This is a genomic window from Citrobacter sp. Cpo065 (assembly GCF_030332805.1).
Taxonomy (GTDB): Bacteria; Pseudomonadota; Gammaproteobacteria; order Enterobacterales; family Enterobacteriaceae; genus Citrobacter; species Citrobacter portucalensis.
Window position 1 is genome coordinate 99,209 of record NZ_JAOWHC010000033.1, and the last position, 13,257, is coordinate 112,465.

Consider the following 13,257-nt stretch of genomic DNA (forward strand, 5'->3'; position numbering starts at 1 on the left):
CCGATATCAAAAATCGGCAATAGCAAAATATTGCTATTTAAGCGGATTCACCACGTGAAATGACATTTATTTGCTGGCGAAATGCCTGCGGCGTAACCTGATAGGTCTGGCGGAAAACTTTGCAAAAATAACTTGTTTGCGAAAAGCCTAAATTACGCGCAATGCTGGCTATGCTCCAGTCACTGTGACAAAGCAGCTCTTTGGCACTGGCCATTCTTTGCTGGTTTACCCATGCGTTAAAACCAATACCCTGATATTTTTTGAACAATTTGCTGAAATAGTACGGGCTAAGGAAAACATGAGAGGCAACATCTTCCAGACGTAGATCGTCTGATAAATGTGCATCAATATAGCGCAGGGCTTTTTTCATTTTACTGTCATGAGGGTTGGTACTACGGTTAGCGCGTACCGGCTCTGACTGCTGCGGGTTATCTTTGATAACAACAAAATTAAGTTGTTTCTTAAGGCAATTTTCGACGATGAGCTTGAGTAAATCCGCTGAAGCAATGACGCGAGAATAGTCCATTTCAGGTACATTACGGAACTCGTTTACCAGCTCTGGATCGGCTTGCCAGCGGTCATCGACGTTCAGAATATCAACGAGGCCTACATCGTTACTTAAGCGTACTTGTCCACAAAGCACGAACCCTACCAGGTGTCCCGCGATGACCAGCGGAATTGAGAAATCGGTAAGCCCGGCATGGCAGCGATAAATACAGGGTTGATCGGATTTAGAGGCTTCCAACCCTCCACAGCGGTCGCTCATACGACAACGCGTACTATGCTGAGGATGCTGGCGCATCAACTGGCAAAAAGGAGTGAAATTAAAAAGCTCAGAAATTTCATCACCGTGAATATTGACAACCACAACAGCCAGACTGGTGGCCTGTGCAAAATCCTGTGCGATTTTATTAATGAGTTCTGAGTTCAGGGCACTCGCAGAAATCATGATAAAACCTCTCAGTTAATTTATTGTTATAAATAAAACATATTATTCACACATTCATTTTCATCTCGCGATCCAGCGCTCTGATGAAAGTCAGCATTGAACATAACAAAAGTCTCCCATTGTTGGGAGACTTTTTAAGCCGTTCAGGAAACCGGATCACGAAAACAGTTTTTACCTTTCAATAATAAACATCTTTCGTGAAGCTAGCTCTCGTTTTCCTCCAACTTACACGAATTACACGGTAAATTTTTGCCAATAAAATAACGATAAATTGCTGCGCCCGCACAGGCGCCGATGATGGGTGCCACAATCGGCACGATGAAATAAGGGATATCGCGCCCCCCGGTCATCGCAACATCACCCCACCCGGCCATCCAGGCAAACAATTTAGGACCAAAATCACGTGCCGGGTTCATCGCAAAACCGGTAAGTGGACCGGTTGATGCGCCGATAACAGCAACCAGAATACCAATCAGCAGTGGTGCTAACGGGCCTTTGGGAACACCGTTACCGTCATCCGTTAGCGCCATAATCATCCCCATCAGAATGGAGGTAATCACCACTTCGACCAGTGCGGCCTGCCAGACACTCAGTGCGGCGGCAGGATACGTACTAAAAATGCTGGCAAGTTGCAGGCTTTCCAGACTACCGCGTACCATTTGATGGGCTGATTCATACTCAATAAATAAGCTGCCGTACAACAAATAGGCCAGCATAGCGCCACCAAAGGCCCCCGCTATCTGAGCGACAGAATAAGGTAGTACCTTACGACCCGGAAAACAGGCAAACAACCAAAGTGCGATGGTAATAGCGGGATTGAGATGGGCCCCAGAAATCCCGGCTGTCAGGTAAACTGCAAGCGAGATCCCCAAGCCCCATATGATGCAGATCTCCCACAATCCCAAACTGGCACCCGCGACCTTCAGGGCGCTCAGGCACCCAATACCAAAAAACAAAAATAGTCCGGTACCTAAAAACTCAGCAATACATTGCGCTCTTAGTGAATCGTTCATTGTGACACCTTCTAAGCAGAGTTCGTGTCTTTACCAGCGGACTCCTTGCTGGCAGGAAGATTACTTCAAGGCTTACTATAAAAATCTGTATCGGCAAATTGTTGGCAATCTGCAAGCGACATGCCCTTAAAAATCGTGTTGTGATAGCAAATTCTTGCTATCACCTTTATTAAAGCAGGCGGTAAAACGAGGATTTACCCTATTAAAAGTACATTTTCAAAATAATAAAATATTGCGAACAGCAGAATTCCATTTTCAAACGATCATCACAATTTCATTTTTCTCGCATAGCAAATGATATTTAAACTGTCACTCGGAAAAGTGTAAATATGGAATTAACATAACCAAATAGTCACATTACCAAAACTAAAAATAACCAACAAAAACAAATTGTTATGATGACATATAGCAATTTTATCTCACCATAACCCCACTATTTTTTCACTCTTACTTTCAACTCAGCCATTCTTTTTCCTCGCTTCTTTTTATAGTCATGAAAATCGGGACAACCCAGGCGAGGTCTTTATGCAACAAGAAGCGTTAGGAATGGTAGAAACCAAAGGCTTAACTGCAGCCATAGAGGCCGCAGATGCAATGGTGAAGTCAGCCAATGTAATGCTGGTCGGCTACGAAAAAATTGGTTCGGGGCTGGTAACAGTCATTGTCCGTGGCGATGTCGGCGCAGTCAAAGCAGCAACAGATGCAGGTGCCGCCGCAGCCCGTAATGTGGGAGAAGTGAAAGCCGTACACGTCATCCCACGCCCGCATACCGATGTAGAAAAAATCTTACCGAAGGGAATTAGCTAATGAGCAGCAATGAGCTGGTTGAACAGATCATGGCGCAGGTGATTGCTCGCGTGGCAACGCCGGAACAGCAGGCTATCCCTGAAAATAATCCTCCAACACGAGAAACGGCTATGGCAGAGAAAAGCTGCAGTTTAACGGAGTTTGTCGGTACCGCGATTGGCGACACCGTCGGTCTGGTAATCGCCAACGTAGACAGCGCCCTACTGGACGCGATGAAACTTGAAAAACGGTATCGCTCCATTGGCATCCTTGGCGCCCGTACTGGCGCAGGCCCGCACATCATGGCCGCCGATGAAGCGGTAAAAGCCACCAATACTGAAGTCGTCAGTATTGAGTTACCACGTGATACCAAAGGCGGCGCAGGTCATGGTTCGCTGATTATTCTTGGCGGCAACGATGTTTCCGACGTGAAACGCGGCATTGAAGTCGCACTGAAAGAACTGGATCGCACCTTTGGCGATGTTTATGCCAACGAAGCCGGGCACATCGAAATGCAGTACACCGCACGCGCCAGCTACGCGCTGGAAAAAGCCTTTGGCGCACCGATTGGCCGTGCCTGTGGCGTTATCGTCGGCGCGCCAGCATCCGTTGGTGTCCTGATGGCCGATACGGCCCTGAAATCCGCCAACGTGGAAGTTGTGGCCTACAGCTCCCCTGCCCATGGCACCAGCTTCAGTAACGAAGCCATTCTGGTTATTTCGGGTGACTCTGGCGCTGTTCGTCAGGCCGTTATCTCCGCTCGTGAAATCGGTAAAACCGTACTCGGGACCCTCGGCTCAGAGCCGAAAAACGATCGTCCGTCCTACATCTGATATCAGTGAGGCTGATTCATGAGATCGAAAAGATTTGAAGCACTGGCGAAGCGCCCTGTGAATCAGGATGGTTTCGTTAAGGAGTGGATCGAAGAAGGCTTCATTGCGATGGAAAGCCCGAACGACCCCAAACCGTCGATTAAAATCGTCAACGGTACAGTCACTGAACTGGACGGTAAATCCGCCAGTGAATTTGACTTAATCGACCATTTCATTGCCCGCTATGGCATTAACCTGGCGCGCGCTGAAGAGGTCATGGCGATGGACTCGGTCAAACTGGCCAATATGCTTTGCGACCCTAACGTGAAGCGCAAAGACATTGTGCCGCTGACCACCGCAATGACGCCGGCAAAAATTGTCGAAGTGGTGTCCCATATGAACGTCGTTGAGATGATGATGGCGATGCAGAAAATGCGTGCTCGTCGTACACCCTCTCAACAAGCGCACGTCACTAACGTCAAAGATAACCCGGTGCAGATTGCCGCTGATGCCGCTGAAGGCGCATGGCGCGGGTTTGACGAACAGGAAACAACCGTTGCCGTTGCACGTTATGCGCCATTTAACGCCATTGCGCTGTTAGTCGGCTCACAGGTTGGACGCCCGGGCGTATTAACCCAGTGCTCGCTGGAAGAAGCTACCGAACTTAAACTCGGCATGCTAGGCCACACCTGCTACGCGGAAACCATCTCCGTCTATGGTACTGAACCCGTCTTTACCGACGGCGATGACACGCCATGGTCGAAAGGCTTCCTCGCCTCGTCCTATGCTTCCCGTGGTCTGAAAATGCGCTTTACCTCCGGCTCTGGCTCAGAAGTTCAAATGGGTTACGCCGAAGGCAAATCAATGCTTTATCTGGAAGCCCGCTGCATTTACATCACCAAAGCTGCGGGTGTACAGGGCCTGCAAAACGGTTCAGTAAGCTGCATCGGTGTCCCTTCCGCCGTGCCGTCAGGCATTCGTGCAGTGTTGGCTGAAAACCTGATTTGTTCCTCTCTGGATCTGGAATGCGCCTCCAGCAACGACCAAACCTTTACCCACTCGGATATGCGTCGTACTGCGCGCCTGCTGATGCAGTTCCTGCCGGGTACTGACTTCATTTCTTCTGGTTATTCCGCGGTGCCGAACTACGACAACATGTTTGCGGGTTCGAACGAAGATGCTGAAGATTTTGACGACTACAACGTTCTCCAGCGTGACCTGAAAGTAGACGGTGGTCTGCGCCCGGTTCGCGAAGAAGATGTTATCGCCATTCGTAACAAAGCGGCACGTGCGCTGCAGGCCGTCTTTGCCGGGATGGGATTACCACCAATCACTGATGAAGAAGTGGAAGCTGCGACCTACGCCCACGGTTCGAAAGATATGCCGGAACGTAACATCGTTGAAGACATCAAGTTTGCACAAGAGATCATCAATAAAAACCGTAACGGTCTGGAAGTGGTGAAAGCCCTTGCTCAGGGCGGATTTACCGATGTCGCTCAGGACATGCTCAACATCCAGAAAGCCAAGTTAACCGGGGATTACCTGCATACCTCCGCCATTATCGTTGGCGACGGACAGGTGCTATCCGCTGTCAATGATGTTAACGACTACGCCGGTCCGGCAACAGGTTATCGCCTGCAGGGCGAACGCTGGGAAGAAATCAAAAACATCCCTGGCGCACTTGATCCCAACGAGCTTGGCTAAGGGGTGAAAAATGGAAATTAATGAAAAACTACTGCGCCAGATAATTGAAGATGTGTTGTCTGAAATGCAGACCAGCGACAAACCCGTCTCTTTCCGCGCATCTACAGCGGCAAGCGCACCTCAGGCTGCGGCGACACAGGGAGACAGCTTTCTGACCGAGATTGGTGAAGCCAAACAAGGCCAGCAACAGGACGAAGTGATTATTGCCGTAGGGCCGGCGTTCGGGCTCTCGCAAACCGTCAATATCGTAGGTATCCCGCATAAGAATATCTTGCGCGAAGTGATTGCCGGTATTGAAGAAGAAGGCATTAAAGCGCGCGTTATCCGCTGCTTTAAATCCTCCGATGTGGCGTTTGTCGCCGTTGAGGGGAACCGTCTGAGCGGTTCCGGGATCTCTATCGGCATCCAGTCAAAAGGTACCACGGTTATCCACCAGCAGGGGTTACCGCCGCTTTCAAACCTGGAGCTGTTCCCTCAGGCACCGCTTCTGACGCTGGAAACCTATCGTCAGATCGGTAAAAACGCCGCGCGTTATGCCAAGCGTGAATCTCCGCAACCGGTCCCTACTCTGAATGACCAGATGGCCCGTCCTAAGTACCAGGCGAAATCAGCCATTCTGCACATTAAAGAGACCAAATACGTTGTGACAGGCAAAAACCCGCAGGAACTGCGCGTGGCGCTTTGATAAAGGATACCTCCATGAATACCGACGCAATTGAATCGATGGTTCGGGATGTGTTGAGCCGGATGAACAGCCTGCAAGGCGAGTCTGCGACTCCGCCCGCGGCGAGTTCATCAGCACATACCGCGAAAGTCACGGATTACCCTCTCGCGAATAAACATCCTGAGTGGGTAAAAACTGCGACCAACAAAACGCTGGACGACTTCACGCTTGAAAATGTTCTGAGCAACAAAGTGACCGCGCAGGACATGCGCATCACCCCTGAAACACTGCGCCTGCAGGCGGAAATCGCCAAAGATGCCGGACGTGACAGGCTGGCGATGAACTTCGAGCGTGCAGCCGAGCTAACCGCTGTTCCTGACGATCGCATTCTTGAGATCTACAACGCGCTGCGCCCGTACCGCTCAACAAAAGATGAGCTGATGGCTATCGCCGACGATCTCGAAAATCGTTATCAGGCAAAAATCTGTGCAGCTTTCGTTCGTGAAGCGGCAGCGCTGTACGTTGAGCGTAAAAAACTCAAAGGCGACGACTAACTCAGGGAAAGGATCATGCGATATATAGCTGGCATTGACATAGGCAACTCATCAACGGAGGTCGCTCTGGCTACTCTGGATGAGTCTGGCGTGCTGAGCATCACCGGCAGCGCGCTGGCAGAAACCACCGGAATTAAGGGCACATTACGTAATGTGTTTGGCATTCAGGAGGCCCTTACGCTGGCGGCAAAAAACGCCAGTATCAATGTCAGCGATATTTCGCTCATCCGTATTAACGAAGCCACCCCGGTCATTGGCGACGTGGCGATGGAAACAATAACCGAAACCATCATCACTGAATCCACCATGATCGGCCATAACCCTAAAACACCGGGCGGCGTCGGGTTAGGCGTGGGCGTCACTATTACGCCGGAAGACCTTCTCAGTCGCCCGGCGGATACGCCCTATATTCTGGTGGTGTCATCGGCATTTGATTTCGCCGATGTCGCTACGATGATTAATGCCTCCGTCCGTGCTGGATACCAGTTGACTGGCGTTATTTTGCAGCAGGACGACGGAGTGTTGGTCAGTAATCGTCTGACTCATCCCCTGCCCATCGTCGATGAAGTCCTTCATATCGACCGTATCCCGTTGGGGATGCTGGCTGCCATTGAGGTCGCTGTACCAGGAAAGGTCATTGAAACCCTTTCTAACCCCTACGGCATTGCAACTGTCTTTGGCCTCAATGCCGATGAGACTAAAAACATTGTTCCGATGGCACGGGCGCTGATCGGCAACCGTTCAGCCGTGGTGGTGAAAACGCCGTCAGGTGATGTGAAAGCGCGAGCGATTCCTGCCGGAAATCTGGAGCTACAGTCTCAGGGTCGTACCGTACGGGTCGACGTTGCCGCGGGCGCCGAAGCGATTATGAAAGCGGTTGGTGAATGCCCGAAACTGGATAACGTTACCGGAGAAGCTGGCACCAATATTGGCGGCATGCTGGAGCATGTGCGCCAGACGATGGCTGAATTAACCAACAAACCCAGTCATGAAATTTTTATTCAGGACCTGCTGGCGGTCGATACCTCGGTTCCCGTCAGTGTGACGGGTGGACTTGCCGGTGAGTTCTCGCTGGAGCAGGCTGTCGGCATAGCCTCCATGGTGAAATCAGACCGCCTGCAAATGGCGATGATTGCCCAGGAGATCAAGCAAAAGTTCAACATTGACGTCCAGGTTGGCGGGGCCGAAGCCGAAGCTGCCATTCTGGGAGCCTTAACAACTCCGGGCACAACACGACCACTGGCTATTCTGGATCTCGGCGCGGGTTCAACCGACGCTTCTATCATCAATCCTAAGGGCGAAATTATTGCCACGCACCTGGCAGGCGCAGGCGATATGGTCACGATGATCATTGCCCGTGAACTGGGTCTGGATGACCGTTATCTCGCTGAAGAGATTAAAAAGTATCCGTTGGCGAAAGTTGAGAGCTTGTTCCACCTTCGCCACGAAGACGGCAGCGTTCAGTTCTTCCCTACGCCTCTCCCACCAACGGTTTTTGCGCGCGTGTGCGTAGTGAAACCCGATGAACTGGTGCCACTGCCTGGTGAACTGGCGCTGGAGAAAGTACGGGCCATTCGTCGCAGCGCCAAGGAGCGCGTTTTCGTTACTAACGCACTCAGAGCGCTACGTCAGGTCAGTCCGACCGGGAACATTCGGGATATTCCCTTTGTGGTGCTGGTTGGCGGCTCATCTCTGGATTTTGAAGTTCCACAGCTGGTCACCGATGCTCTGGCGCATTATCGACTGGTTGCCGGGCGCGGCAACATTCGTGGTACCGAAGGTCCGCGCAATGCGGTTGCGACAGGACTGATTCTCTCCTGGCATAAGGCATTCGCTCATGGAAAGTAATCTCACCACCCCAGCCATCGTTATCTTTACCAGTGCTGACTGTGCTGACGTCTGGAATGACGTACTGCTGGGTATTGAAGAAGAAGGGATCCCCTTTGTAATTCAGGAGAGTAGCTCAACTGACGTTATCCACAACGCATGGTTGGCCGCCTGCCAGTCTCCATTGCTGGTCGGTATTGGCTGTAGCCGCGAAAAACTGGTCGTGCACTACAAAAACTTACCCACATCAGCACCACTTTTTACGCTGACGTATCAACAAAATAGCCACGATCGCCGCAGCATTGGTAACAACGCTGCGCGGCTGGTTAAAGGCATTCCGTTCCGGGAATGCCACTCATAACCCACAGGAGAAAAGCAGTATGAATAACGCACTGGGACTGGTTGAAACAAAAGGGCTTGTCGGCGCTATTGAAGCCGCTGATGCCATGGTGAAATCCGCAAACGTGCAGTTGGTTGGTTACGAAAAAATCGGCTCTGGCCTTATCACCGTTATGGTTCGCGGTGATGTCGGCGCAGTGAAAGCAGCCGTAGATGCTGGAAGCGCAGCCGCAAGCGCCGTTGGTGAGGTGAAATCCTGCCACGTTATCCCGCGTCCGCACAGCGACGTTGAAGCCATTTTACCTAAATCCGCATAAGTCGTTGCAACCAAGGAGCACAGCGTGAAGCAATCACTGGGATTACTTGAAGTTAGTGGTCTGGCATTAGCCATCAGTTGCGCGGACGTCATGGCGAAAGCCGCCTCCATCACGCTGGTGGGCCTCGAAAAAACCAACGGCTCAGGCTGGACGGTGATCAAGATAATCGGGGATGTGGCCTCCGTCCAGGCGGCCATTTCCACCGGTGTCAGTTTCGCTGACCAGCGAGATGGACTGGTGGCTCACAAAGTCATTTCCAGACCCGGGGATGGGATCCTGTCGCATAGCGTTGTCCTGGAGCCTGAGCCAACGCCCGAACCCATACCAGCCGTAGCGCATGAAGAGATATTTGTAGACCATGATGTACCCGAAGCACCGCAAGATGCAGAGTTGATTAGCTGCAATTTGTGTCTTGATCCTGCCTGCCCTCGCCAAAAAGGCGAGCCGCGCACGCTTTGTCTTCACTCTGGCAAACGAGGTGAAGCGTAATGGATAAACAGCAACTGGAGACCACTGTCGCTAAGGTTCTGGATGAAATGCGCGAGCGCCCGATTCCGCTGGGGATCTCTAATCGTCATATTCATCTGTGCGCTGAAGATTACGGTCGCTTGTTTCCCAATCACCCCATTAGTGAGAAAAAAGGGCTGTTGCAGCCAGGACAATATGCAGCAGAGCAGACTGTCACGCTGGTGGGGCCAAAAGGCCAGTTAAAAAATGTGCGTTTACTCGGCCCGCTGCGCAGTACCAGCCAGGTCGAAATTTCTCGTACCGACGCCCGCACGTTGGGAATTGCTGCTCCGCTGCGGATGTCGGGCAATATTCAGGGCACACCCGGTGTTCGTCTCGTCAGCCCATTTGCTGAACTGGACTTAGCATCTGGGGTGATCGTCGCCCAACGGCATATCCATATGTCGCCGCTCGATGCTCTGATTCTGCGGGTTTCCCATGGTGATAAAGTCTCGGTCGCCATTAATGGCGATGAACGTCGACTGATTTTCGATAACGTCGCCGTACGCGTTTCGCCGGATATGCGCCTCGAAATGCATATTGATACAGACGAAGCCAATGCTGCAGGCGCTGATAATCCCCAGGCATTCGCCACACTGGTGACCTCACGATGAACAACGAACTGCTGCAACGCATTATCGAGGAGGTTGTTTCCCGATTAAAAAAACGCGCGGAAAGCACGCTCACTCTTAGCGTCGCGCAGTTACGGGAAATCGATTCACGGACAGTATGCTGCCAGTACTCGTCGCTCCATCTCCAGCAAGTGGATCTGCCATTACTGGAACAAATTGCCGAAGGCTGCCCAGCCAACATGTCGGTGGGAAAGATTCACGACGCGCTGGCATGCGGAGTCCGCGTGAAAATTTCACTACAACACCGATTGTTACCCGCAATCCCCGTGAAAAAACTCGCACGTCTGCCGCTGGAGTTCAATGACGAACGGGGACGAATCATCTTTTTGCATCCTGAGAAGCTTCTCAGCTATGCCGACGTCGCCCAATTAAGGGATGGCGTACTGGTGTTGCGCCGTCGGTGTGTTGTGACGGCTCTGGCTCAGGAAGCTGTCAGTCTGCGAAATGTCCAACTAATTAAGCAGGAGTGAGCTATGCATCTGGCCCGGGTTACAGGCGTTGTGGTTTCCACGCAAAAATCCCCATCACTGGTGGGAAAAAAACTGTTGCTGGTACGTCGGGTAAGTGCTGACGGAGAGCTTCCTGCATCCCCTGTGAGTGGAGATGAAGTCGCTGTTGATTCTGTCGGCGCAGGGACCGGCGAACTGGTATTACTCAGCAGCGGATCCAGCGCCAGACACGTTTTTTCTGGCCCTAATGAGGCCATCGATCTGGCTATCGTCGGCATTGTCGACACGCTTTCTCGTTAGGAGGAACTATGGCGATTTATACCCGCACTGGTGATGCCGGAACAACAGCCCTCTTTACCGGACAGCGCGTGAGCAAAACGCATCCACGCGTGGAAGCCTACGGTACGCTGGACGAACTGAATGCGGCGCTAAGTCTGTGCGTTTGTGCAGCGAAAACCCCGCAGCACCGGCAGTTACTTGAAAATATCCAGCTGCAGCTTTTTTGGTTCAGCGCCGAACTGGCAAGCGAAAGCGAAGAACCAACGCCAGAGCAGCGCTACATCAGCTCAGAAGAAATTGCGGCACTGGAAGCTGCCATCGATACCGCAATGGGAAGAGTACCGCCCCTGCGCAGCTTTATTCTACCTGGCCGCAGCGAAGCCGCCAGCCGACTGCACTTTGCCCGTACGCTGGCACGCCGCGCAGAGAGACGACTGGTCGAGCTCTCCACCGATATATCCGTCAGACACGTGCTGATGCGTTATATCAATCGCCTGTCCGACTGCTTATATGCGCTTGCACGAGCAGAAGATCATGACGCCCATCAAAACGACATCATTCAGAAAGTGGCTGAGCGCTATCTCGCTGCCGTTCAAGCACCAGCCATAAAGGAGCCGACTATGTCTCTGTCTTTTCAGGAGCTCCACCAACTCACTCGCGCTGCGGTGACGAGAGCAGAAGAACTTCAGGTTCCGGTCGTCATTAGCATTGTTGATGCCAACGGAACCCAAATGGTGGCCTGGCGCATGCCTGACGCTTTACTCGTGAGTAGCGAACTGGCACCCAAAAAAGCCTGGACTGCCGTGGCGATGAAAACCGCCACACATGAGCTGACATCGGCAGTGCAACCCGGCGCTGCGCTTTACGGTCTGGAAAGCCATATGCAGGGAAAAGTCGTCACCTTCGGTGGCGGATACGCATTATGGCGTGAGGGTTTACTCCTCGGGGGTCTTGGCATCAGCGGAGGAAGCGTTGAACAGGATATGGACATTGCAGAAACGGCCATTGCGGCGATTAACGTGAGAACACATCAATGAATACTTCAGAACTTGAAACCCTTATTCGTAACATTTTGAGTGAGCAACTCGCCCCGGCAAAAGCAGAAGTTCAGGGTAACGGTATTTTTCCGTCCGTTGGCGAAGCTATCGATGCAGCGCATCAGGCTTTTCTGCGTTACCAGCAATGTCCATTGAAAACCCGCAGCGCCATCATAAACGCCCTACGCGAAGAACTGACGCCTCATCTTGCTTCACTGGCCGCTGAGAGCGCAGCTGAAACAGGAATGGGCAACAAAGAGGATAAGTTCCTTAAAAATAAAGCCGCGCTGGACAACACTCCAGGAATCGAAGATCTCACTACCACGGCGTTAACCGGTGACGGCGGCATGGTGTTATTCGAGTATTCCCCATTTGGCGTGATTGGTTCTGTCGCCCCCAGTACTAACCCGACAGAGACCATTATTAACAACAGCATCAGCATGCTGGCGGCAGGGAATAGCGTTTACTTCAGTCCGCATCCGGGTGCCAAAAAGGTTTCACTCAAGCTGATTGCCATGATTGAAGATATTGCTTTCCGTTGCTGCGGAATTCGTAATCTTGTCGTTACGGTCACAGAACCCACCTTTGAGGCTACCCAGCAGATGATGGCGCACCCTAAAATCGCAGTTCTCGCGATTACCGGTGGCCCAGGCATTGTTGCTATGGGCATGAAAAGCGGGAAAAAAGTCATCGGCGCAGGCGCAGGAAATCCACCCTGCATTGTTGATGAAACGGCCGACCTGGTTAAGGCGGCAGAGGATATCATCAATGGCGCATCCTTTGATTACAACCTCCCCTGCATCGCTGAGAAGAGCCTGATTGTTGTTGATGCCGTTGCCGAACGACTGGTTCAACAGATGCAGTCTTTTGGTGCGATACTTCTCAATAGCGAAGAGGTAGACAAACTGCGCGCTGTCTGTCTACCAGAAGGCATAGCCAATAAAAAACTGGTGGGTAAAAGCCCGGCAACCTTACTGGAAGCAGCAGGAATACCGGTTCCGGCAAAAGTACCTCGATTACTGACAGGCATCGTCAAGGCTGACGACCCGTGGGTTACCAGCGAGCAATTGATGCCAATGCTCCCCGTCGTAACGGTGAGCGATTTTGACAGTGCATTAACGTTGGCCCTGAAAGTTGAAGAGGGATTGCATCACACCGCCATTATGCATTCGCAAAATGTGTCACGTTTGAACCTTGCCGCGCGCACGCTTCAGACCTCCATCTTTGTGAAAAATGGCCCCTCTTACGCCGGGATCGGCGTTGGTGGTGAAGGTTTTACAACCTTCACTATTGCGACGCCAACCGGTGAAGGAACAACATCTGCGCGCACTTTCGCACGCTCTCGTCGTTGCGTGCTGACAAACGGTTTTTCTATTCGCTAATGGGGC

Annotated in this window: 16 protein-coding genes; 14 read left to right on the forward strand and 2 right to left on the reverse strand. The window is 51.8% G+C overall.

Going from position 1 to position 13,257, the window contains the following annotated elements; all coding sequences use genetic code 11:
* Positions 1 to 37: 37 nt before the first annotated feature.
* Positions 38 to 949, reverse strand: coding sequence for a transcriptional regulator PocR (gene pocR, locus OGY68_RS15860; protein WP_003834122.1), 912 nt, complete (start codon positions 947 to 949; stop codon positions 38 to 40).
* A 203-nt stretch (positions 950 to 1,152) separates the two neighbouring features.
* The gene (gene pduF / locus OGY68_RS15865) at positions 1,153 to 1,962 is read right to left on the reverse strand and encodes a propanediol diffusion facilitator PduF (RefSeq protein WP_003030258.1); all 810 of its coding nucleotides are present in this window, start codon (positions 1,960 to 1,962) and stop codon (positions 1,153 to 1,155) included.
* Between the two features lie 525 nt (positions 1,963 to 2,487).
* Between pduF and pduA the strand changes: the two genes are divergently transcribed.
* Genes pduA through pduP form a run of 14 tightly spaced genes read left to right on the forward strand, consistent with a single transcriptional unit; the run spans position 2,488 to position 13,251 of the window.
* On the forward strand, positions 2,488 to 2,769 hold the full coding sequence (gene pduA, locus OGY68_RS15870) for a propanediol utilization microcompartment protein PduA (protein ID WP_003030255.1): 282 nt from the start codon (positions 2,488 to 2,490) through the stop codon (positions 2,767 to 2,769).
* On the forward strand, positions 2,769 to 3,581 hold the full coding sequence (gene pduB, locus OGY68_RS15875; RefSeq protein ID WP_003834129.1) for a propanediol utilization microcompartment protein PduB: 813 nt from the start codon (positions 2,769 to 2,771) through the stop codon (positions 3,579 to 3,581). The genes pduA and pduB overlap by 1 nt, the downstream gene beginning before the upstream one ends.
* Positions 3,582 to 3,599: 18 nt before the next feature.
* The gene (pduC, locus tag OGY68_RS15880) at positions 3,600 to 5,264 is read left to right on the forward strand and encodes a propanediol dehydratase large subunit PduC (RefSeq protein WP_003030249.1); all 1,665 of its coding nucleotides are present in this window, start codon (positions 3,600 to 3,602) and stop codon (positions 5,262 to 5,264) included.
* Positions 5,265 to 5,274: 10 nt separating this feature from the next.
* Positions 5,275 to 5,949, forward strand: coding sequence for a propanediol dehydratase medium subunit PduD (pduD, locus tag OGY68_RS15885; protein WP_003834131.1), 675 nt, complete (start codon positions 5,275 to 5,277; stop codon positions 5,947 to 5,949).
* Between the two features lie 14 nt (positions 5,950 to 5,963).
* Positions 5,964 to 6,482: a propanediol dehydratase small subunit PduE gene (pduE, locus tag OGY68_RS15890; RefSeq protein ID WP_003030243.1), complete on the forward strand. Its 519-nt coding sequence runs from the start codon at positions 5,964 to 5,966 to the stop codon at positions 6,480 to 6,482.
* Positions 6,483 to 6,497: 15 nt separating this feature from the next.
* On the forward strand, positions 6,498 to 8,330 hold the full coding sequence (locus OGY68_RS15895; protein ID WP_057067511.1) for a diol dehydratase reactivase subunit alpha: 1,833 nt from the start codon (positions 6,498 to 6,500) through the stop codon (positions 8,328 to 8,330).
* Positions 8,320 to 8,670 carry a glycerol dehydratase reactivase beta/small subunit family protein gene (locus OGY68_RS15900; RefSeq protein ID WP_003834139.1) on the forward strand — a complete coding sequence of 117 codons (351 nt, stop codon included), beginning with the start codon at positions 8,320 to 8,322 and terminating at the stop codon, positions 8,668 to 8,670. Before OGY68_RS15895 ends, OGY68_RS15900 begins: the two co-directional genes overlap by 11 nt.
* A gap of 19 nt (positions 8,671 to 8,689) precedes the next feature.
* The gene (gene pduJ, locus OGY68_RS15905) at positions 8,690 to 8,965 is read left to right on the forward strand and encodes a propanediol utilization microcompartment protein PduJ (RefSeq protein ID WP_001057752.1); all 276 of its coding nucleotides are present in this window, start codon (positions 8,690 to 8,692) and stop codon (positions 8,963 to 8,965) included.
* Positions 8,966 to 8,989: 24 nt separating this feature from the next.
* Positions 8,990 to 9,454: a BMC domain-containing protein gene (locus tag OGY68_RS15910; RefSeq protein ID WP_048235096.1), complete on the forward strand. Its 465-nt coding sequence runs from the start codon at positions 8,990 to 8,992 to the stop codon at positions 9,452 to 9,454.
* The gene (locus OGY68_RS15915) at positions 9,454 to 10,086 is read left to right on the forward strand and encodes a phosphate propanoyltransferase (RefSeq protein WP_008785145.1); all 633 of its coding nucleotides are present in this window, start codon (positions 9,454 to 9,456) and stop codon (positions 10,084 to 10,086) included. Before OGY68_RS15910 ends, OGY68_RS15915 begins: the two co-directional genes overlap by 1 nt.
* On the forward strand, positions 10,083 to 10,574 hold the full coding sequence (gene pduM, locus OGY68_RS15920) for a microcompartment protein PduM (RefSeq protein ID WP_008785146.1): 492 nt from the start codon (positions 10,083 to 10,085) through the stop codon (positions 10,572 to 10,574). The genes OGY68_RS15915 and pduM overlap by 4 nt, the downstream gene beginning before the upstream one ends.
* A 3-nt stretch (positions 10,575 to 10,577) precedes the next feature.
* Entirely contained in the window at positions 10,578 to 10,853 is a 276-nt protein-coding gene (locus OGY68_RS15925; RefSeq protein ID WP_003030211.1) for a EutN/CcmL family microcompartment protein, read from the forward strand.
* Between the two features lie 8 nt (positions 10,854 to 10,861).
* Positions 10,862 to 11,869 (forward strand): two-domain cob(I)yrinic acid a,c-diamide adenosyltransferase PduO, encoded by a 1,008-nt coding sequence (gene pduO, locus OGY68_RS15930; protein WP_057067510.1) that lies wholly within the window; start codon positions 10,862 to 10,864, stop codon positions 11,867 to 11,869.
* Positions 11,866 to 13,251, forward strand: coding sequence for a CoA-acylating propionaldehyde dehydrogenase PduP (gene pduP, locus OGY68_RS15935; RefSeq protein WP_057067509.1), 1,386 nt, complete (start codon positions 11,866 to 11,868; stop codon positions 13,249 to 13,251). The genes pduO and pduP overlap by 4 nt, the downstream gene beginning before the upstream one ends.
* The last annotated feature ends 6 nt before the right edge of the window (positions 13,252 to 13,257 follow it).

Excerpts from the sequence above, each read along its gene's own strand:
- pocR (WP_003834122.1), bottom strand. The coding sequence starts at position 949 with ATGATTTCTGCGAGTGCCCTGAACTCAGAACTCATTAATAAAATCGCA.
- pduF (WP_003030258.1), bottom strand. The coding sequence starts at position 1,962 with ATGAACGATTCACTAAGAGCGCAATGTATTGCTGAGTTTTTAGGTACC.
- pduA (WP_003030255.1), top strand. The coding sequence starts at position 2,488 with ATGCAACAAGAAGCGTTAGGAATGGTAGAAACCAAAGGCTTAACTGCA.
- pduB (WP_003834129.1), top strand. The coding sequence starts at position 2,769 with ATGAGCAGCAATGAGCTGGTTGAACAGATCATGGCGCAGGTGATTGCT.
- pduC (WP_003030249.1), top strand. The coding sequence starts at position 3,600 with ATGAGATCGAAAAGATTTGAAGCACTGGCGAAGCGCCCTGTGAATCAG.
- pduD (WP_003834131.1), top strand. The coding sequence starts at position 5,275 with ATGGAAATTAATGAAAAACTACTGCGCCAGATAATTGAAGATGTGTTG.
- pduE (WP_003030243.1), top strand. The coding sequence starts at position 5,964 with ATGAATACCGACGCAATTGAATCGATGGTTCGGGATGTGTTGAGCCGG.
- OGY68_RS15895 (WP_057067511.1), top strand. The coding sequence starts at position 6,498 with ATGCGATATATAGCTGGCATTGACATAGGCAACTCATCAACGGAGGTC.
- OGY68_RS15900 (WP_003834139.1), top strand. The coding sequence starts at position 8,320 with ATGGAAAGTAATCTCACCACCCCAGCCATCGTTATCTTTACCAGTGCT.
- pduJ (WP_001057752.1), top strand. The coding sequence starts at position 8,690 with ATGAATAACGCACTGGGACTGGTTGAAACAAAAGGGCTTGTCGGCGCT.
- OGY68_RS15915 (WP_008785145.1), top strand. The coding sequence starts at position 9,454 with ATGGATAAACAGCAACTGGAGACCACTGTCGCTAAGGTTCTGGATGAA.
- pduM (WP_008785146.1), top strand. The coding sequence starts at position 10,083 with ATGAACAACGAACTGCTGCAACGCATTATCGAGGAGGTTGTTTCCCGA.
- OGY68_RS15925 (WP_003030211.1), top strand. The coding sequence starts at position 10,578 with ATGCATCTGGCCCGGGTTACAGGCGTTGTGGTTTCCACGCAAAAATCC.
- pduO (WP_057067510.1), top strand. The coding sequence starts at position 10,862 with ATGGCGATTTATACCCGCACTGGTGATGCCGGAACAACAGCCCTCTTT.
- pduP (WP_057067509.1), top strand. The coding sequence starts at position 11,866 with ATGAATACTTCAGAACTTGAAACCCTTATTCGTAACATTTTGAGTGAG.